This is a genomic window from Micromonospora sp. DT178 (assembly GCF_049841695.1).
Classification (GTDB): domain Bacteria; phylum Actinomycetota; class Actinomycetes; order Mycobacteriales; family Micromonosporaceae; genus Micromonospora.
Genome location: NZ_JBNCKV010000007.1, coordinates 130,139 through 148,803 on the forward strand (window position 1 = coordinate 130,139; position 18,665 = coordinate 148,803).

Below are 18,665 nucleotides of genomic sequence, written 5' to 3' on the forward strand. Positions count from 1 at the left end.
CGTCGTCAGTTCGGGTGGGGTGGTTCGTCGAGGATGGCGCTGAAGCGCTCCTCGGCCAGGTCGAGCTGGCCGAGGATGTGTTCCTTGACCGGTGCCGACAGGGGAGTGTCCGGCCGGGTGACGAGGTCGCGGTAGACCGGCACGAGCGGGCGGTACTTGCGGGCGGACGAGGTCACCTTCGGGCCGACGGTGTGGATGACGCCCACCCCGTTGTCCGTGAAATCGGAGATCTTGATGACCCGCGCCCACGGCTCCCGGTCCAGGCTGGCCGCCACGTGCTCCCGGTACTGGACGTGCTTGTCCCGCCCCGGGTCGTACGCCGGATTGGTGACCGCGCCGACCAGGCGGGCCACCCTGGGGCCGAACCGCTCCGCGAGCACCGCCAGTGCGGCGGCGGTGGCGTCCTCACCGTCGTGCGGCCCGGCACGTCCTCCGGAGGACGCGGCAGCCAGCTCGTCGGGGTGGTCCTCCACCGCGTCGTGCAGCAGGCCGGCGACGATCACGTCGACGTCGCGGACCTGGTAGTGGTGCATCATCCGGATCGCCACCCGCAGCAGGTGGTTCAGGTAGGGCTCGCGTACCCGCCGGTCGTCGCGGTGCAGCTCGGCGGCCAGGTCGAGGGCCTCGGTGAGCCGTTCCCGGGCGGCCTCGTCGAACGCGCGCAGCTCCAGCCGGAACCGGGCCAGCAGGCCGGGCTCGCCGTGGATCTCGGTGATCGCGTGCATCGGCATGGTGGCCAGGTAGGCGGGAAACTCCATCCGCCACTTATAGCCGATCTTCACCGTGCCGGGGGCCCCTGGCGTCGGTCACCCGACGCCAGGACCCCCGGGCGGCGGTCACCGCGACGGCCGCCGGTCAGGTGCCGGAGACGCGCTTGACCAGGCGTACGGTGGTGCCGTCGGCGCTGCCGGCGACGGCGGCCTCGTCCATCAACCGGGCCATGATCAGCCGGCCACGGCCGCGCTCGCTGTCGTCGGGGGTCGCCTCCCGCCATCCGCCGGTGTCGCTGACCACCACCTCCAGCCGGTCGGCGCGCAGCCGCCCCCGAACGGTGACCGACGCGTCCGGGGCGAACCGGTAGCCGTGCTCGATCGCGTTGGCGCACGCCTCGCCGGCCGCGATCAGCACCGCGTCGACGTCGGTCTCGCCGATGCCGAGGCCGGTCAGCCACTCCCGCAGCGACTCCCGCGTCGGCGCGAGCTGCCCCGGGTCGGCGGTCAGCGCCGCGGCGAAGACCGCCGGCTCCCGGTGCCGGTAGACCAGCACCGCCACGTCGTCGTTGCGGGTGTCGGGCAGCAGGTCCCGGACCATCCGGTCGGCCAGCGCGCCCTCGGGCAGCTCGCGGCCCTGGGTGAGCGCGGCGACCGCCCGGGAGATGCCGGCGTCGATCAGTTCCCGCCGCCGCTCGATCAGCCCGTCCGTGTAGAGCAGCAGCGTCGAACCGGGTCGCAGCTGCGCCCCGGCCTCGGGCCGGCCGGGCACCGCGACGCTGGCCAGCGGCACCGAGCCGGCGCGGGTCAGCAGGTCGGCGGAGCCGTCCGGGTGCACCAGGATGCCCGGCGGGTGGCCCGCCGAGGAGTAGCGGAGCACGCCCAGCGAGCGGTCGATGATGGCGCAGAAGACGGTGGTGCAGGCGCCGCCGGGCACCATCCGGGCGAAGTCGTCCAGCGCGGAGAGCACCTCGGCGGGGCTCTTGGCCTGTAGGAGCAGGGCGCGTGAGGCGCTGCGCAGCTGGCCCATCACGGTGGCGGCGGGCAGGCCCCGCCCCACCACGTCGCCCACCACCACGCCGACGAGGTCGCCGGGGAGCTGGACCACGTCGTACCAGTCGCCGCCCACCTCCAGCGGCGCCACCGCCGGCTGGTAGCGGGTCGCGAACCCGGCCGGCAGGTCGACCGGGCCGAGCATCGCCCGCTGCATGGCCAGGGCCACCGTCCGCTGGGTCTCGAAGGCCCGCGCGCGGACCAGCGCCTGGGCCAGCGCCGCGCAGAGCTGGCGCACGAGCGGCCGGTCCACCGTCTGCACCGATCGCGGCGGGTCCAGCTCCAGCCACACCCCACCGGGCGCCCCGCCCGGCTCGATGCGTGCCCCGAGCGCGGTCACCCGGCCGGCGTCGTCGACGACCAGCTGCGGCTCGCCCTCCGCGGCCAGCCCGTCGAGCGCCCGCTGCACCTGCCGGGTCAGCGTCAGGCCCTGGGTCACCACGAGCATTGTGCCGGCGGCGTCGGCGCAGACCGCCAGGCCGCGGGTGCCGTCCAGCAGGGTGCACAGCTCGGACAGGCCGGCGTCGAGCACCTCGGCCACGTCGGTGGCGCGGGCGAGGCGGCCGGAGAGCGCGGCCAGGGCGGACTGCCGGGCGGCGGCGCGGACCTCGGCGGTCACGTCGCGCAGCGTGGCGACGTAGAGGCGGCGGCCGGTACGCGGCTCCCGCAGCGAGTTGTAGACCGCCTCGGCCCAGATCCGGTGCCCGTCGGCGTGCCGCAGCGGCAGGGTGACCCGGCCCCGGCCGGAGCCCCGTGCGGTGCGCAGCACGTCGATCAGCATGCGCCGGTCTGCGGGCGCGGCGTCGGCCTCCGGCCACCACGGGTGCGGCGGCGCCACCGGTGCCGCCAGCCGGGCGGCGCCGACGAGGCGGCAGAACGCCTCGTTCGCCTCGACCAGCGCGCCGTCGGCGTCGACCACGGCGAACGCGTCCTGCAACGACTCGATCAGCGCCGCCCGCCAGGTCGCCTCCTCGTTGCGCAACCGCGCCAGCTCCAGGTGCGCGCCCACCCGGGCCAGCAGTTCCTCCGAGGAGAACGGCTTGGCCAGGTAGTCGTCGGCCCCGGTCCGCAGCCCCTCCACCGCCGCCTCCTCACCGGCGCGCGCGGAGAGCACGATGATCGGCAGCCCGGCGGTACGCCGGTCGGCGCGCAGCGCCCGGACCAGCCCGAAGCCGTCCAGTCGGGGCATCATCACGTCGGTCAGCACCAGGTCGGGCACCCGCTCGGCGATCCGGTCGAGCGCCTCCCGGCCGTCGGCCGCGACGACCACCCGGTGGTGGGGTGCGAGCAGGCTCGCGAGGAACGCGCGCAGGTCGGCGTTGTCGTCCACCACCAGCACCGTCGCGGCGTCCCGGGCGTCGTCGTCGGTCGCCTCCGCGTGGGCGGGCGCGGCCTCCGGCAGCCAGTGCAGAGCCTCGGCGACGTACGCCTCGTGGGCCGGCTCGTGGGTCCGCTCGCGGTGCCTCGTCGCGGCGGTGGGCCGGCCGTACGGCAGGCGGACGGTGAAAGTCGAGCCCTCGCCCTCGACCGAGTGCACGCTGACCTCGCCGCCGTGCAGCTGGACCATCTCCTGCACCAGCGCCAACCCGATGCCGGTGCCCTCCTGCGACCGGCCGCCGGCACCGCGTACGCGGTGGAAGCGGTGGAACAGCAGCGGCTGCTGGTCGGCGGGGACGCCGACGCCGGTGTCGTCGACGGTCAGCGTGACGTGCGCGCCGTCGCCGCGCAGCCGCAGCCGCACCGCGCCGGCCAGGGTGTACTTGAGGGCGTTGGAGAGCAGGTTGACGACCACCTTCTCCCACATGTCGCGGTCCACGTACGCGGTGCGCGGCAGCGCCTCGACGTCGACCCGGTAGGCCAGCCCGGCCTGGCGCATCGCGTACGCGAACGACTCGGCGACGCCGGCGGTGAGTGCCGGAAGGTCGGTCTCCGCCCGTTCCGGGTCCAGCCGGCCGCCCTCCAGGCGGGCGAAGTCGAGCATGTCGTTGACCAGCTTGCGTAGCCGGCCGGTGTTGCGGTGCACCAGCTCCAGGCGTTCGCGCTGGCCCGGCGGAAGCGGCTCGTGCCGGTCGGCGAGGCTCTCCCGCACCGGGCCGGCGATCAGCGTCAGCGGGGTGCGCAGCTCGTGGCTGACGTCGGTGAAGAACTCCGTCTTCGCCGCGTCCAGCTCGGCCAGCGCCGCGGCCCGGCGGCGCTGGGCCTCGTACGCCAGCACGTCGCTCAGCGCCGTCGAGACCCGGTTGGCCACCAGGTCGAGGAACCCGCGGTACGCCTCGTCCAGTTCCCGGAAGGGGCTGATGCCGGCGACCAGCACGCCGGCCGGGCGGTCCTGTCCGGTCGCCAGCAGGGGCAGCACCACCACCTCGTCCACCGGCACCCCGACGACCGCCCCGGCCCCGGCGCGGGGGTCGCCGGGCAGGGCCACTCCCCGGACCCGCGCGGGGCGTCCGGTGCGCGCCACCTCGGCGATCTGTGCCAGCCACCCCGCCCCCGCGGCGGTGTCGTCGGCCACGCCGACCGAGGCGGCCAGCACCAGCTCGTCCGCGTCGGAGCCTCGGCTGTCGTCCGGTCCGGGGCCGGTCGGGTCGCTGTCGTCGCCCGGCGCCGCGCCCGCCGGGCGCAGATAGATCATCACGGCGGGCAGGTCGGCCGGGCTGCCGGTGAGGACCCGGGCCGCCGCCCGGGCGGCGTCGCGGGTGGTGTCCGCCGCCGCGATGGAGATCGAGCCCAGCTCGCGCAGCGTCTCCAGCCGCCGGTCACCCAGCACCCGGGCGGTGACGTCGGTGGTGGCCACGAAGACACCGGGGACCTGGCCGTGCCCGGCGCGCACCGGGCTGTAGGAGAAGGTCCAGTACGTCTCCTCCAGGTAACCGTGCCGGTTGAGCAGGAGCAGTTGGTTCTCCGCGTAGGTGGCGCCCCGGCCGGCGAGCACCTGGTCGGTGAGCGGGCCCAGCTCGGTCCAGACCTCCGCCCAGCACTGTGCGCCCGGCTGGCCGACCGCGGCCGGGTACTTGTCGCCGAGCACCGGGGTGTACGCGTGGTTGAAGATCTGCACCAGCTCGGTGCCCCACCACAGCAGCATCGGGATCTTCGACGGCAGCACGGTGCGTACCGCCGCGCACAGCTCCGGCGGCCAGTTCTCCACCGGACCCAGGGCGGTGGCCGCCCAGTCGGTGGCCCGGTGCGCGGCGCTGGTCGCGTCGTCGCCGGCGAAGAGATCGTCGACGGCCGCCCCGGCGCCCGCCGGTCCGACACGTTGCTTCGAATCCACGTCCCGGCCCCCTGTCCCCGCGCTGGTCTCCGGGTCGCAAGCAGCCGCCGAGCCTGCCCCTCATCGTCCCGCCGGGGTCACTTTCCCCAACCGGCCACGCCCGAACCGTCCATCGACGTGACCCGACCGACCCGCACCCCGGCCGGGCGCGCGGTCAGCGGGCGAGCCGGTGGTCGCGGGGGCTGACGCCGTGGACCCGCCGAAACGCGCTGCTCAGCGCGAAGGGGCTGCCGTAGCCCACCTCGCGGGCGACCGCGCCCAGCGTGGCGTCGGGCTCGCGGAGCAGGTCGGCGGCGAGCGCCAGCCGCCACCCGGTCAGAAACGTCATCGGCGGCTCGCCGACCAGCTCCGTGAAGCGGCGGGCCAGCGCCGCCCGGGAGACGCCCACCTCGGCGGCGAGGGCGGCGACGGTCCAGGGCCGGGCCGGATCGTTGCGCAGCAGCCGCAGCGCCGGGCCGACGACCGGGTCGGCGGCGGCGACGTACCAGGCGGGCGCGGCGCCGGGGCGGGCGAACCACGTCCGCAGCGCGGCGATCAGCACCAGGTCGAGCAGCCGGTCGAGGACCACCTCCTGGCCGGGCGCGTTCCGGGTGACCTCGTCGGCGAGCAGGGACACCAGCGGGCCGCTCCGGTCCTCGCCGCCGACCACCAGCAGGGGCGGCAGGGCGGTCAGCAGTCGCCGGCCCAGCTCGCCGGGCAGCTGGTAGGTGCCCGTCAGCAGCACCGTGGAGCCGTCCGCGCCCGTGCCCCAGGTGCGTACGCCCAGCGTCATCGCCTCGGCCAGGGGCTCGCCCCGCAGCGTGGTGCACCGCTGCCCGGGGTGGACGACGACCTGCGGCGCGGTGGCCGGGTCGTCGGCCACGAGATAGCCGTCCGGCCCCCGCAGCACCGCCACGTCGCCCGGCCCGAGCGCGGCCGGCGCGCCGTCGTCGGGCACCACCCACGCCGCGCCGCGGACCAGGGCCACCACGGTCAGCGGGGCGCGGTCCTCGATCCGCAGCGCGAACGGCGGATCGAGCATCGACCGGAGCAGGAAGGCGCCCCGGGCCCGAGGCCCGTCCAGGAGCCCGCTCAGCGGATCCACGCCCGGATCCTAACCAAGTCCCGCCGTCGCCCCCGTCGATCATGCAGTCGTGGTGCCTCACGAAAGCCGCGTACCGCCCCACACCGGCCACCAGAACCGCATGATCGACGGGAGCGGGCGGGCCGGGGTCAGGTGGTCAGCCAGGTCGCGGCCCTGGTGCGGATGTCCGGGGGGACCTCGTGGAGGCCCGGGAACTCGTCGTAGGTGACGTCGTAGCCCAGCGAGCGCAGACGGGGGACCAGGCGACGGCTGCACACGTCCACCGGCAGGACCGGGTCCCGCGCACCGTGCGAGACGTAGACCCGGGGCCGGCCGTGGGTGACCAGCGGCGCGGCGAAACCGGGGGAGAAGGCCACCACCGCGTCGACCAGGTCGCCGTTGGTCAAACCCAGGGAGAGGGCGTACGAGGCGCCGTCGGAGAACCCGCCGAACGCCACCCGCGCCACGGGGTAGCCGGCGAAGACCGTGGCCAGCAGGTCGTCGATGCGCCGTACGTCCGTACCGAAGCCCTCGCCGCCGATCAGGTCCCAGCTGCTCGCCACCGACTGCGGGGCGACCAGCAGCAGGCGGTGCGCGTCGGCGACCGGCAGCAGCAGGTCCAGCCCCTGCCGGGCCGAGCCGCCGGCGCCGTGCAGGAGCAGCACCAGCCAGTACGGCGGACCGTCGACCGGCTCGGGGGCGTACACCATCGCCAGCGCGGCGCCCCGCGGGTCGGTCAGCGACGCCAGCCCGGCGGCGGCCAGGGCGGTCGGCGGCGCCGGACGCGCGGCGAGCCGGCCGTGCCGGAAGTTCTCCTCCGGCTGCCGGTGCGGCGGCGCGGGCTCGGCCACGGGATCACCGCTCCTCGTCCTGGGCGGGCATGCGCCGGCGGTTACCCGCCATCCCGACGCTCAATCCCACCGGCGCGACCCGCCACGGGCGCGGTCGGCGGGCGCCGCGACCCGCCACGAGCGTGACCGGCGCGCGGCGCGGCCACGAGCGTGGTCGGCGGGCGCCGCGACCAGTCACGAGCGTGACCGGCGCGCGGCGCGGCCACGGGCGTGGTCGGCGGGCGCCGCGACCAGTCACGAGCGTGGTCGACGGGCGGCGCGGCCCTCGCCGCCGCGGCCCGCCGGCGGCGCGCCCGTCCAGGGGGCCGAAATCTCGCCGGGGCGGCTCCGGCCGGTGCCGGCTCATCCGCTCACCCGGCGGACCAGCCGGGACGGGAACATCGTCGCCGGCGGCACCGGTCGCCCGTCCAGCACGGCCGTCGCCGCCGCCGTGGCGATCTGCGTCACCGGATGCGTCGCCGTGGTCAGCGCGGGAGTGGTCATCGCGGCGAGCGGGATGTCGTCGAAGCCGGTGACCGCGACGTCCCCGGGCACCTGGACGCCGTCGCCGCGCAGCCGGTCGATCACCCCGAGCGCGGTCGCGTCGCTGCTGCCGACGATCGCGTCCGTGTCCGGCCAGCGTTCCAGCACCTCCCGGGCCGCCGCCCGGCCGCGGTCGGCGCTGAAGTCCCCCGGCACCAGCCGCTCCGGCAGGGCGGCGTCGCGCACGATCCGCCGGTACGCGCGGACCGACCGGCCGGCGCAGGTCAGCCAGCGGGGCCCGGTCACCATGGCGATGCGGCGGCGCCCGGTGGCGTACAGGTGCCGGACGACGGCCTCGGTGCCGCCGCCGTTGTCCACGTCGAAGGCCGGTACGAGGGCGGAGCCGATGCCGATCGAGGCCACCCGGCCGCGCAGCCTCGCCGGGACCGCGTCCAGCACCGCCTCGGTGGTGTTGATCAGGACGACCCCGCCGACGCCGCGGTCCTCGGCCAGCCGGCGCACCTCGCTCGGCGCCCGGGTGGGTAGCCAGTGCAGCCCCACCCCGAGCCCGTGCGGCGTGCAGACCCGGGCGCAGGCGCCGAGCACCCGGTGGACGTACGGGTCGTCGAGGACCGTCGCGGTGGTGCCGGTCACCGCCACCACCAGCCGGACCCCGGTGCCGCGGACGAGCGCGCGGGCGGCCGGGTTCGGTGCGTAGCCGAGCCGGTCGGCGGCGACGGTCACCCGCTCGCGCGCGGCGGGGGAGGCGTAGCCCTTGCCGGCGATCACCCGCGAGGCGGTGGCCCGGGAGACCCCCGCCGCCCGGGCGACGTCCTCCAGGGTCGGTGGTCGGTGTGTCGTCGTCATCCCGGTCCTCCCCGTGTTCGGCCGTCGCGGCGTGGACGGTCGACCGAATCATCCCTCTCCGGCGCGCTGACGGTAAGGGGCGTGGCCGGGTTGCTCTGAGAGCGCTCTCAGGTGTGGGATCGGGCGGCAGACGACCCGAGGCGAGAGGACCGCCATCGTGAGCCACACCGCCGCCCCGCCCGCCGCGCCGCGCCCGGCCGTACCCCGGGGGGTGCTGGCCGCCCGCACCGGCGTGGCCGTGGTGTTCGCGCTCAACGGCCTGGCCGTGGCCACCTGGTTCTCCCGGGTGCCCGCCGCCCGGGACGCGCTCGGGCTCAGCGCGGGCCGGCTCGGGCTGCTCCTGCTCGCCATGTCCGTCGGCGCGCTGCTCGCGATGCCCACCGCCGGCCTGGTGGCCCAGCGGCTGGGGGCGGCCCGCACGGTCGCGCTCTCCACCCTGGTCGTCGCGGCCGGGTTGACCGTGACCGGGGTCGCCGCCCTGGCCGGGTCCCTGGCCGGGGTCGCGGTGGGGCTGTGTGCCCTCGGTTACGGCTCCGGCATCTGCGACGTGGCGATGAACGTCGAGGGCGCGGCGGTCGAGCGGCGGCTGGGGCGTACCGTCATGCCCCGTTTCCACGCGGCGTGGAGCCTCGGGTCCGTGGCCGGGGCCGGGCTCGGCGCCGGGGCGGCCCGCCTCGGCGTGCCGGTCGCCGCGCACCTCGCCGCGCTGGCCGCGGTGGTGCTGCTCGGCACGCTGCTGGCCGTCCGGTCGTTCCTGCCGGCGGCCGTGAGCGGCACCGCCTCCGCGTCGGCCGCCCCGGCGGAGCGTCGCCGCGAACTGCTCGCCGCCTGGCGGGAGCCCCGCACCCTGCTCGTCGGCCTGCTGGTGCTGGTGTCGGCGTTCGCCGAGGGCAGCGCCAACGACTGGCTGGCGGTGGCCTTCATCGACGGCCACGACCTCAGCGAGGCGGCCGGGGCCGCGGTCTTCGGTGTCTTCGTCGTTGGCATGACCCTGGGCCGCACGGCGGGCACCGTCGCGCTGGACCGGTGGGGTCGGGTGCCCGTGCTGTCCGCCACGATCCTGCTCGCCACGTTCGGCGCGGGCGTGGCGGTGCTCGCCGGCTCCGGGCCGGTGGCGATCGCCGGCGTCGCGCTCTGGGGGATCGGCGCGTCGCTGGGCTTCCCGGTCGGGATGAGCGCGGCGGCCGACGACGAGCGGCGGGCGCCGGCCCGGGTCAGCGTGGTCGCCGTGATCGGGTACACGGCGTTCCTCGCCGGCCCCCCGCTGCTGGGCCTGCTCGGCGACCGGGTCGGCACCCTGCGGGCGCTGCTCGTCGTGCCGCTGTTGCTGCTGCCCACCCTCGCCCTGGTGCCGGCCACCCGCCCGCCGGCTCGCTGAGCGGCCACCCGGGCAGGTGGCCCGCTGAGCCACCGCCCGCCGGCCCGTGCTCGCTCGCCGTCCCGCGAAGGGCGGGCCCGGGGGCCACGACCGGGGCGCGCAGGTGGCTCCCAGGTGGGGCGCAGGCGGTTGCCAGGTGACGGTGCTGCACTGGGAGGACGCCGAGGAGAGGAGCCGGGCATGGGCTGGTTCAACCGGCGGCCGCGCGCCGCCGACGCGACCCCGACGAAGCTCGACCGCGAGGCGACCCGGGAGGACCTGGCCGCGCTGGAGGCGTTCGTGGCCAGCCGCCGGGGCGTGGAGTTCTACCTGGAGCCGGAGACCACGGCGACCGACACCACCGTGGTCGCCATCGCCCACGACGGCGAGTGGATCCGCCGGCGCACCGGCTCGCCGCGCGCCGCCGGGTCCATCGCCCGCAAGCACGCGGTGCCGCTGTACGAGGCCGCCCGCACCGGCTACCCACAGCGGATGCGGGCGTGGAACCGGGCCCACCCGGAGCGCCACGCCCGCTGACCGGCCGGGGCGCCACGCCCGCTGACCACCCGGAGCGCCACGCCCGCTGACCGGCCGGGGCGTCACGCCCCCTCGACCGGTACGCCCGAGACCACTCCGGCCCGCTGCCCGCTGCCCGCCGGCCGTCACGGGCCGCTCCGTCGGACCCGGCGCGGTAAGGTGCCCCGATGGCTGATCGGTCCCGGTCGCTGGGCCGTCCCTTCTGGACGTTCTGGACCGCCGCGGCGCTGGCCAACCTGGGCGACGGCATCCGGGTGGCCGCCTTTCCGCTGCTCGCCGCCGCGCTGAGCGACAACCCGGTGGCGGTCGCCGCGGTGGCCGCGGCGCAGTTCCTGCCGTGGCTGGTCACCGGCCTGCTGGCCGGCGCGCTGGCCGACCGTCGGGCGGCCCGTGCACTGATCGCCGCCGCCGACGCCGGCCGCATCGTGGTGCTGGCGGCGGTGGCCGTGGCCGTGGCGACGGGCGTGGCCTCGATCGCGCTCGTGGTCGCCGCCGCCTTCCTGCTCGGTGTCGGCGAGACCCTGCGCGACACCGCCGCCCAGACCGCGATCCCCCGACTGGTGGACGACGCACAGTTGGAGCGGGCCAACGGCCGGCTGGTGGCGGGTGAGATCGTGGGCAACGAGTTCGTGGGTCCGCCGGTCGGGGCGATGCTGTTCGTCGTCGGCGCGGCGCTGCCCTTCGCCGTCAACGGCGCCTCGCTCGCGCTGGCCCTCATGCTCGTGCTGTCCCTGCCGCTGAGCCTGGCCCGCCCCGGCCCGGCACGGTCGGGCGCCGACGGGGACGGGCGGAGCGCCGCCGCCGCCGACCCGGCCAGGCGCGGGGCGCTCGCCGGGCTGCGGTGGCTGGCCCGGCAACCCGTGCTCCGTACGCTGGTGGTCGTCGGCGCGGCAGTCGCCGCCGCGGACAGCGCCTGGTTCGCGATCTTCGTGCTGTACGCGCGGCAGAGCCTCGGTCTCGGCGCGCTCGGCTTCGGCCTGCTGCTGGCGACCGGCGCGGCCGGCGGGCTCGCCGGCTCCCTCGTCGCCGACCGGCTGATCGGCCGGTTCCGGCACCGTGCCGTGCTGGCCTGGTCGATGGCGGTCACGGCCGGGACGCCGGCCCTCCTGGCCGTCGCGCCGCACCGGATCGCCGCGGTGGTCGTCGTCGTCACCACCAGCGCGTCGTTCGCGGTCCTCAACGTGGCCGCGCTGTCGGTCCGGCAACGCCTCGTGCCCGGCGACCTGCTCGGTCGGGTGGTCGCCGCCTCCCGGATGCTCTCCTACGGCTGCACCGCGCTCGGGGCTCTCGCCGGCGGGGCGCTGGCCGCCGGCCTGGGCATGCGGGCCCCCTTCCTGTTCAGCGCGACGGTGGCGGTCGCCGCGACCGCCGCCTGGTGCGTCGCGTCCCGCCCCACCGCGCCGGGCGATCCGGCCTGACGGGGAGGACGTCCGCCGGCCGCCCGGCGGGTGCCCGGACGGCTCGACGGGGTGACCGGCGGGAGCGGGAGGTGTTGACGTTGATCACCCGTGGGACGTCCAACGCCGAGATCGAGCGGCACCTGCAGCTCAGCCGGGGCACCGTGAAGACGGCCGGTTGCTGACGAAGCTGGCCGCCCGCGACCGGGCGCAACCGGTCATCGCGGGCTACGAATCGGGGCTCGCCGACCGGTGAGCCGACGTCGACCGTGGTCGAGGTCCCCGTCACCACGTCGGGCGGGCGGGGACGCCTCCCGCGCGCCGCAGCCTGCCTGCTCGGGAAGCGGAACGGCACGCGGGCGCCGGGGTGCGCGCGGATGCCGGGACGCTCGGCCCGTGCGCGTTCCGGGGCCGCCGTCGCCGTATTCGACGGCCCGAACCTTACATCGGCCGACGACAATGCGAAAGGCGTGCCTGAATGGGCGTCGCGATCGTTCCTCGTCGATCGATACGAGGTGCCGTGAGCCGGGGTGGGGTGGCGTTGACCGGCGGCCCGGGGTGTGGCAGCATTCGCGGCCTGACGGCAGTGAAGGAAGCCGGTGCGATTCCGGCGCGGTCCCGCCACTGTCACCGGGGAGCGATCCCCCCTCGCGAGTCACGGCCGTGCGTGCGCGGTTGGAAGGCCGGGGGAGAGCGTCGATCCGGGAGCCAGGATACTTCGGCCGTCGGAGTGATTCCAGGGCGTGGACACCCGAGGAGGACCCGATGACGCACCGCGTCTCCCCCATCGACGATCATCGTTGCATCGTGCCCGGCCGTGCCAGCGGCCCCGCTGGCGGCAGCTCTCCCGCGGGCGGCCGCATCGCCGCACAAGGCCGCATCGCCGCACGAAGCCGCATTTCCGCGCCGCCGGCCAGTCGCCGGGCCGCCGCGCGCCCGCCGGCCCGCACCGCGCCCGCCGTCGGTCGCCCGGCACCCGGTGGCGCCCGCACCGTGACCGGCCGGGTCGCCGCCGTGCCCGGCCGGGTTGCCACCGTGACCGGGCGCGCCCTCACCGCGTACCGCTGACGCCCGCACCGCGCCGCCCGACCCCGCGGGCCCGCCGGTGAGCGGGCCACCGGCCCGTCGTACCCGCTGAACCGCGCCCATCCCCGCATCGCCCGGTCGTCCCGCGTCGACCCGGGCGTCACTCTCCGGAGCTGTCCGTGCGCATCCTGCTGCTGTCCACCGCCGACACCGACCTGCTCGCCGCCCGCGCCAGCGACGCCGACTACCGGCTCGCCAACCCCGCCCGGGTCGCCGCCGACGCCGTGCCGGCGCTGCTCGACGGCGTCGACCTCGCCGTCGTACGCCTGCTCGGCGGCCGGCAGGCATGGCCGGACGGGCTGGCCGCGGTGCTGGCCTCCGGCGTGCCGACGGTCGTGCTCGGCGGCGAGAACGTGCCGGACGCGGAGCTGATGGCGGCCTCCACCGTGGCCTCCGGGGTGGCCACCCAGGCGCTGGCCTACCTGGTCGAGGGCGGGCCGGAGAACCTCGCCCAGCTCGCCCGTTTCCTCTCCGACACGGTGCTGCTCACCGGCGAGGGCTTCGCCCCGCCCGCGCCCACCCCGACGTACGGCATCCACGGCGAGCGGCCCGCGCGGCCGGACCGGCCGACGGTCGGGATCGTCTTCTACCGGGCGCACGCCCTCGCCGGGAACACCGGATTCGTCGACGTCCTCGCCGACGCGGTCGACGCGGCCGGCGGCGACCCGCTGCCCATCTACTGCGGCTCGCTGCGCGGACTCACCGCCGGCGCGGGGCCGCTCGGGCTCTTCGCCCGCTGCGACGCCCTGCTGGTCACCGTGCTCGCCGCCGGCGGCACGGTCGCCGCCGACGCCTCCGGCGGAGGGGACGAGGACGCCTGGGACGTGGGCGCGCTCGCCGCCCTGGACGTGCCGGTGATCCAGGCGCTCTGCCTGACCAGCACGCGCGAGCAGTGGGCCGCCAGCGACGCCGGGCTGTCCCCGCTGGACGCCGCGATGCAGGTGGCGATCCCCGAGTTCGACGGCCGGATCGTCACCGTGCCGTTCTCGTTCAAGAAGATCGACGCCGACGGGCTGTCCACCTACGCCGCCGACCCCGAGCGGGCCGCCCGGGTGGCCGGCATCGCCGTGCGGCACGCCCGGCTGCGGCACGTGCCCCAGGCCGACAAGCGGCTCGCGGTCGTGCTCAGCTCGTACCCGACGAAGCACTCCAGGGTCGGCAACGCCGTCGGCCTGGACACCCCCGCCTCGGCGGTGCGGCTGCTCGCCGCCCTGGCCGACGCCGGCTACCACCTCGGCGACGCGCCGGTGCCCGACGACGGCGACGCGCTCATCCACGCCCTCATCGCCGCCGGCGGCCACGACGTCGAGTGGCTCACCCCGGAGCAGCTCGGCGCCGCCGAGGCGCGGGTGCCGGGGGAGACGTACCGGCGGTGGTTCGCGCAGGTGCCGGCGGAGCTGCGGGAACGGATGCTCGCCCACTGGGGCGAGCCGCCCGGCGGGCTCTACACCGACGGCGGCGACATCGTGCTCGCCGGGCTGCGCTTCGGCAACGTGGTGCTGCTGATCCAGCCGCCGCGCGGTTTCGGGGAGAACCCGATCGCCATCTACCACGACCCGGACCTGCCGCCCAGCCACCACTACCTGGCCGCGTACCGCTGGCTGGCCGCGCCCGTCGCCGACGGCGGGTTCGGCGCGGACGCCGTGGTGCACCTGGGCAAGCACGGCACCCTGGAGTGGCTGCCCGGCAAGGGCCTCGGGCTGGCCGCCGACTGCGCCCCGGACGCCGTCCTCGGCGACCTGCCGCTGGTCTACCCGTTCATCGTCAACGACCCCGGCGAGGGCACGCAGGCCAAGCGGCGCGCGCACGCCGTCGTCGTCGACCACCTCGTGCCGCCGATGGCCCGCGCCGAGACGTACGGGGACCTGGCGAAGCTGGAGCAGCTGCTCGACGAGTACGCCACCGTGCAGGCCCTCGACCCGGCCAAGGTGCCGACCCTGCGGGCCCAGATCTGGGAGCTGGTACGCGCCGCCGAGCTGCACCACGACCTGCACGCCGAGCGGATGCCCGACGCCGACGACTTCGACGACTTCGTGCTGCACCTCGACGGCTACCTGTGCGAGGTCAAGGACGTGCAGATCCGCGACGGCCTGCACATCCTCGCCGCCGCGCCCACCGGCGAGGCCCGGGTCAACCTCGTGCTCGCCGTGCTGCGCGCCCCGCAGGTCTGGGGCGGCGCCCGCGCGCTGCCCGGCCTGCGGCAGGCGCTGGCCGGCGCGTACGGGCTGGACGAGCAGGCGCTGCTCGCCGCCCCCGGGGAGCGGCTCACCGTGCCCGAGGCGCTGACCGAGACCGTGGAGGGGCCGGGCGTCACCGCCGCCGACGCGGTCGACCTCATCGAGGCCCTGGCCCGCCGGCTGGTCGTCGGCATGGAGACCCTCGGCTGGGACGCCGACGCCGTCGACGCGGTGGTCGGGGAGGTGGCCGGGCGGGCCGTACCGGACGCCGCCGCGGTGCTCCGTTTCGCCGCCACCGAGCTGGTGCCGCGCCTGGACCGTACGACCGACGAGATCGATCGGGTGGTGGGCGCGCTCGACGGGCGGTTCGTGCCGCCCGGCCCGTCCGGCTCGCCCACCCGGGGCCTGGTCAACGTGCTCCCCACCGGCCGGAACTTCTACTCCGTCGACCCGAAGGCCATCCCGAGCCGCAACGCCTGGGACGTCGGCGTGGCCCTGGCCGACTCGCTGCTCGCCCGGCACCTCGCCGACACCGGGGAGTACCCCCGCTCGGTCGGGCTCACGGTCTGGGGCACCAGCGCCATGCGCACCCAGGGCGACGACATCGCCGAGATCCTCGCCCTGCTCGGCTGCCGCCCGACGTGGGACGACCGGTCCCGCCGGGTCACCGGCGTCGAGGTGGTGCCGACGGCGGAGCTGGGCCGCCCCCGCGTCGACGTCACCGTGCGCATCTCCGGCTTCTTCCGCGACGCCTTCCCGCACGTGGTCGCGCTCATCGACGACGCGGTGCGGCTGGTGGCCGCCCTGGACGAGCCCGCCGAGCAGAACTTCCTGCGCGCGCACGTCGCCGCCGACCTCGCCGAACACGGCGACGAGCGGCGGGCCACCGCCCGCGTCTTCGGCTCGAAGCCCGGGGCGTACGGGGCCGGGCTGCTGCCGCTGATCGACGCCCGCAACTGGCGCAGCGACGCCGACCTCGCCGAGGTGTACGCCGTCTGGGGCGGCTACGCCTACGGCCGGGGGCTGGACGGGCGGGAGGCGCGCGCCGACATGGAACGCTCCTTCGCCCGGATCGCCGTGGCGGTCAAGAACCAGGACACCCGCGAGCACGACATCGTCGACTCCGACGACTACTTCCAGTACCACGGCGGCATGGTGGCGATGGTCCGCCACCTCACCGGCGCCGCCCCGGCCGCGTACGTGGGGGACTCGGCGATGCCGCACGACGTGCGCACCCGCACCCTCGGCGAGGAGACCCGGCGGGTGTTCCGGGCCCGGGTGGTCAATCCGAAGTGGATCGCCGCGATGCGCCGGCACGGCTACAAGGGCGCCTTCGAGCTGGCCGCCACCGTCGACTACCTGTTCGGCTACGACGCCACCGCCGGCGTCGTCGACGACTGGATGTACGAGCACCTGAGCGCCGCGTACGTCTTCGACGACACCACGAGGGAGTTCCTGGAGCAGTCGAACCCGTGGGCGCTGCGCGGCATCACCGAGCGGCTGCTGGAGGCGGCCGACCGGGGCCTGTGGGCCGAACCCGAGCCGGCCACCCTGGACCGGCTCCGCGAGACGTACCTGGCCAGCGAGGGCGACCTGGAGGAACGCTCATGACCACCTTCCCGTTCAGCGCCGTGCTGGGCATGGACGACATGCGGCTGGCCCTGCTGCTCAACGCCGTCTCCCCGGCGATCGGCGGGGTGCTCGTGCGCGGCGAGAAGGGCACCGCCAAGTCGACCGCCGTACGGGCCCTGGCGGCGCTGTTGCCGCCGGTCGACCGGGTGGCCGGCTGCCGTTTCGCCTGCGACCCCGCCGCCCCCGACCCGTCCTGCCCGGACGGGCCGCACCCGGCCGCGTCGGCCGCCGAGCGGCGTCCCGCCCGGCTGGTGGAGCTGCCGGTCGGGGCGGCCGAGGACCGGGTGGTCGGCTCGCTCGACCTGGAGAAGGCGCTCGGCGAGGGGGTGCGCGCCTTCGAGCCCGGCCTGCTCGCCGCCGCCCACCGCGGGGTGCTCTACGTCGACGAGGTCAACCTGCTTCACGACCACCTGGTCGACCTGCTCCTCGACGCCGCCGCCATGGGCCGCTGCCACGTCGAGCGCGAGGGCGTCTCGGTCAGCCACGCGTCCCGGTTCCTGCTGGTCGGCACGATGAACCCGGAGGAGGGGGAGCTGCGCCCCCAGCTGCTGGACCGGTTCGGGCTGACCGTGGAGGTCGGCGCCAGCCGCGACCCGGCCGTACGCGTCGAGGTGGTCCGCCGCCGGCTCGCCGCCGACGCCGACCCGGCGGGGTTCGCCGCCCGCTGGGCCGACGCCGACGCGGAGGTCGCCCGCCGGGTCGCCGCCGCCCGGCAGCGGCTGGAGCACGTGCTGCTGCCCGACGCCGCGCTGCGCCGCATCGCCGAGGTGTGCGCCGCGTTCGACGTGGACGGCATGCGCGCCGACATCGTCACCGCCCGTACGGCGCTGGCGCACGCCGCCTGGCACGGCCGGGACGCGGTCACGGTGGAGGACGTGCGGGTCGCTGCCCGGCTGGCCCTGCCGCACCGGCGTCGCCGGGACCCGTTCGACGCTCCCGGGCTCGACGAGAAGCGCCTGGACGAGGCTCTCGAGCGGGCCGGCGACGACGACCCCGACGAGCACGGCGGCCCCGACGACGGCCCGGACTCCGGCCCGGACGGCGGCGGCGGACCCGGCGGCCGAGGCCCCGGTGGCCCGGACGGTGGCCCGGCCGGGGCCGGCGGCGCCCCGGACCCCGGCGACGCCGACGGGACCACGCCGGCCGGCGCGGACGCGCCGGACCTCGGGCGCGACGGCGACACCGGCCGGGACGGCGGCGAGGGCACGTGGCCGGACCGGGCCGGCGGTGGCGACGACGCCACCGGGCGCTCGGCCGACACCTCGACCGGCCCGCCCGACGCCGGGGACCCGGGCGGCGAAGGCGTCCCCGGCCGGACCCGGCCGGCGGACGGCCGCTCCGGCGACGGGCAGGCCGTGGCCGTACCCCGGCAGGGCCTGAAGGCCCGGCTGCTCACCGCGCCCGGGGTCGGCGACGGGGTGCCCGGCCGCCGCTCCCGGGCCCGCACCGGGCGCGGACGGACCACCGGGGCGCGGGTGCCGACCGGCCGGGCCGGCGCGCTGCACCTGCCGGCGACCGTCCGGGCCGCCGCCCCGCACCAGGCCGCGCGCGGCCGGGTCGGCGGGCCGCTGCGGCTGCGCCCGGGCGACGTCCGGGAGGCCGTCCGCGAGGGGCGCGAGGGCAACCTGGTGCTCTTCGTCGTCGACGCCAGCGGTTCGATGGGCGCCCGGACGCGGATGGCCGCCGTCAAGGGGGCCGTGCTCGCCCTGCTCACCGACGCCTACCAGCGCCGGGACAAGGTCGCGGTGGTCGCCTTCCGGGGCGCCGCCGCGCAGCTGCTGCTGCCGGCCACCTCGTCGGTGCTCGCCGCCTCCGTCCGGCTGGCGGAGCTGCCCACCGGCGGGCGCACGCCGCTGGCCGAGGGGCTGCTCGCCGCCGCCGACCTGCTGCGGCTGGAGCGGTTGCGCGATCCCCGCCGCCGCCCCCTGGTGCTGGTCGTCACCGACGGCCGGGCCACCGCCGGCGAGCGCCCGCTCGACCGGGCGGCCCGCGCGGCGGGTGTGCTCGCGGCCACCGGCGCGCCCTGCGTCGTCGTCGACTGCGAGAGCGGCCCGGTCCGCCTGGGCCTGGCCCGCCGCCTCGCCGCCCAACTGGACGCCGCCCACCACCGCCTCGACGAGGTGGCCACCGCCCCCCTGACCACCCTCGCCACCGGCCGCCCGGCGCCCGCGCTGGCACCCCGTCCCGGCCCGCACGACCGGT

At 77.0% G+C, this 18,665-nt stretch carries 10 protein-coding genes, 1 pseudogene and 1 riboswitch; of the genes and pseudogenes, 6 read left to right on the plus strand and 5 right to left on the minus strand.

Annotated features, from left to right (window positions below; translation table 11 throughout):
- Positions 1–5: 5 nt before the first annotated feature.
- From ACLQ22_RS15490 to ACLQ22_RS15510, 5 genes are all read right to left on the minus strand, one after another.
- Positions 6–758, minus strand: coding sequence for an HD domain-containing protein (locus tag ACLQ22_RS15490; RefSeq protein WP_425692881.1), 753 nt, complete (start codon positions 756–758; stop codon positions 6–8).
- A 97-nt stretch (positions 759–855) separates the two neighbouring features.
- Positions 856–5,034, minus strand: coding sequence for a SpoIIE family protein phosphatase (locus ACLQ22_RS15495; RefSeq protein ID WP_425692882.1), 4,179 nt, complete (start codon positions 5,032–5,034; stop codon positions 856–858).
- A gap of 154 nt (positions 5,035–5,188) precedes the next feature.
- Positions 5,189–6,118, minus strand: a complete 930-nt coding sequence (locus ACLQ22_RS15500; protein WP_425692883.1) for an AraC family transcriptional regulator — start codon at positions 6,116–6,118, stop codon at positions 5,189–5,191.
- Positions 6,119–6,246: 128 nt separating this feature from the next.
- The gene (locus ACLQ22_RS15505; RefSeq protein WP_425692884.1) at positions 6,247–6,948 is read right to left on the minus strand and encodes an alpha/beta hydrolase; all 702 of its coding nucleotides are present in this window, start codon (positions 6,946–6,948) and stop codon (positions 6,247–6,249) included.
- A gap of 342 nt (positions 6,949–7,290) precedes the next feature.
- The gene (locus ACLQ22_RS15510; protein WP_425692885.1) at positions 7,291–8,277 is read right to left on the minus strand and encodes a LacI family DNA-binding transcriptional regulator; all 987 of its coding nucleotides are present in this window, start codon (positions 8,275–8,277) and stop codon (positions 7,291–7,293) included.
- 157 nt (positions 8,278–8,434) lie between these two features.
- Between ACLQ22_RS15510 and ACLQ22_RS15515 the strand changes: the two genes are divergently transcribed.
- The 6 genes and pseudogenes from ACLQ22_RS15515 to ACLQ22_RS15540 all read left to right on the plus strand — a co-directional run.
- On the plus strand, positions 8,435–9,655 hold the full coding sequence (locus tag ACLQ22_RS15515; protein WP_425692886.1) for an MFS transporter: 1,221 nt from the start codon (positions 8,435–8,437) through the stop codon (positions 9,653–9,655).
- A gap of 180 nt (positions 9,656–9,835) precedes the next feature.
- Complete coding sequence (locus ACLQ22_RS15520; RefSeq protein WP_425692887.1) at positions 9,836–10,171, plus strand: hypothetical protein; 336 nt, start codon at positions 9,836–9,838, stop codon at positions 10,169–10,171.
- A 167-nt stretch (positions 10,172–10,338) separates the two neighbouring features.
- A complete protein-coding gene (locus ACLQ22_RS15525; protein WP_425692888.1) occupies positions 10,339–11,589 on the plus strand; it encodes an MFS transporter in 1,251 nt (416 codons plus the stop codon).
- Positions 11,590–11,660: 71 nt separating this feature from the next.
- A complete protein-coding gene (locus tag ACLQ22_RS15530) occupies positions 11,661–11,753 on the plus strand; it encodes a hypothetical protein (protein ID WP_425692889.1) in 93 nt (30 codons plus the stop codon).
- A gap of 404 nt (positions 11,754–12,157) precedes the next feature.
- A riboswitch (cobalamin riboswitch) is annotated at positions 12,158–12,287 on the plus strand.
- 486 nt (positions 12,288–12,773) lie between these two features.
- The gene (cobN, locus tag ACLQ22_RS15535; protein ID WP_425692890.1) at positions 12,774–16,442 is read left to right on the plus strand and encodes a cobaltochelatase subunit CobN; all 3,669 of its coding nucleotides are present in this window, start codon (positions 12,774–12,776) and stop codon (positions 16,440–16,442) included.
- Positions 16,439–18,616: pseudogene (locus ACLQ22_RS15540) on the plus strand (VWA domain-containing protein); the annotation flags it as partial. The gene cobN and the pseudogene ACLQ22_RS15540, both read left to right, overlap by 4 nt.
- Positions 18,617–18,665: the final 49 nt, after the last annotated feature.

Excerpts from the sequence above, each read along its gene's own strand:
- ACLQ22_RS15520 (WP_425692887.1), top strand. The coding sequence starts at position 9,836 with ATGGGCTGGTTCAACCGGCGGCCGCGCGCCGCCGACGCGACCCCGACG.
- ACLQ22_RS15525 (WP_425692888.1), top strand. The coding sequence starts at position 10,339 with ATGGCTGATCGGTCCCGGTCGCTGGGCCGTCCCTTCTGGACGTTCTGG.
- ACLQ22_RS15510 (WP_425692885.1), bottom strand. The coding sequence starts at position 8,277 with ATGACGACGACACACCGACCACCGACCCTGGAGGACGTCGCCCGGGCG.
- ACLQ22_RS15490 (WP_425692881.1), bottom strand. The coding sequence starts at position 758 with ATGGAGTTTCCCGCCTACCTGGCCACCATGCCGATGCACGCGATCACC.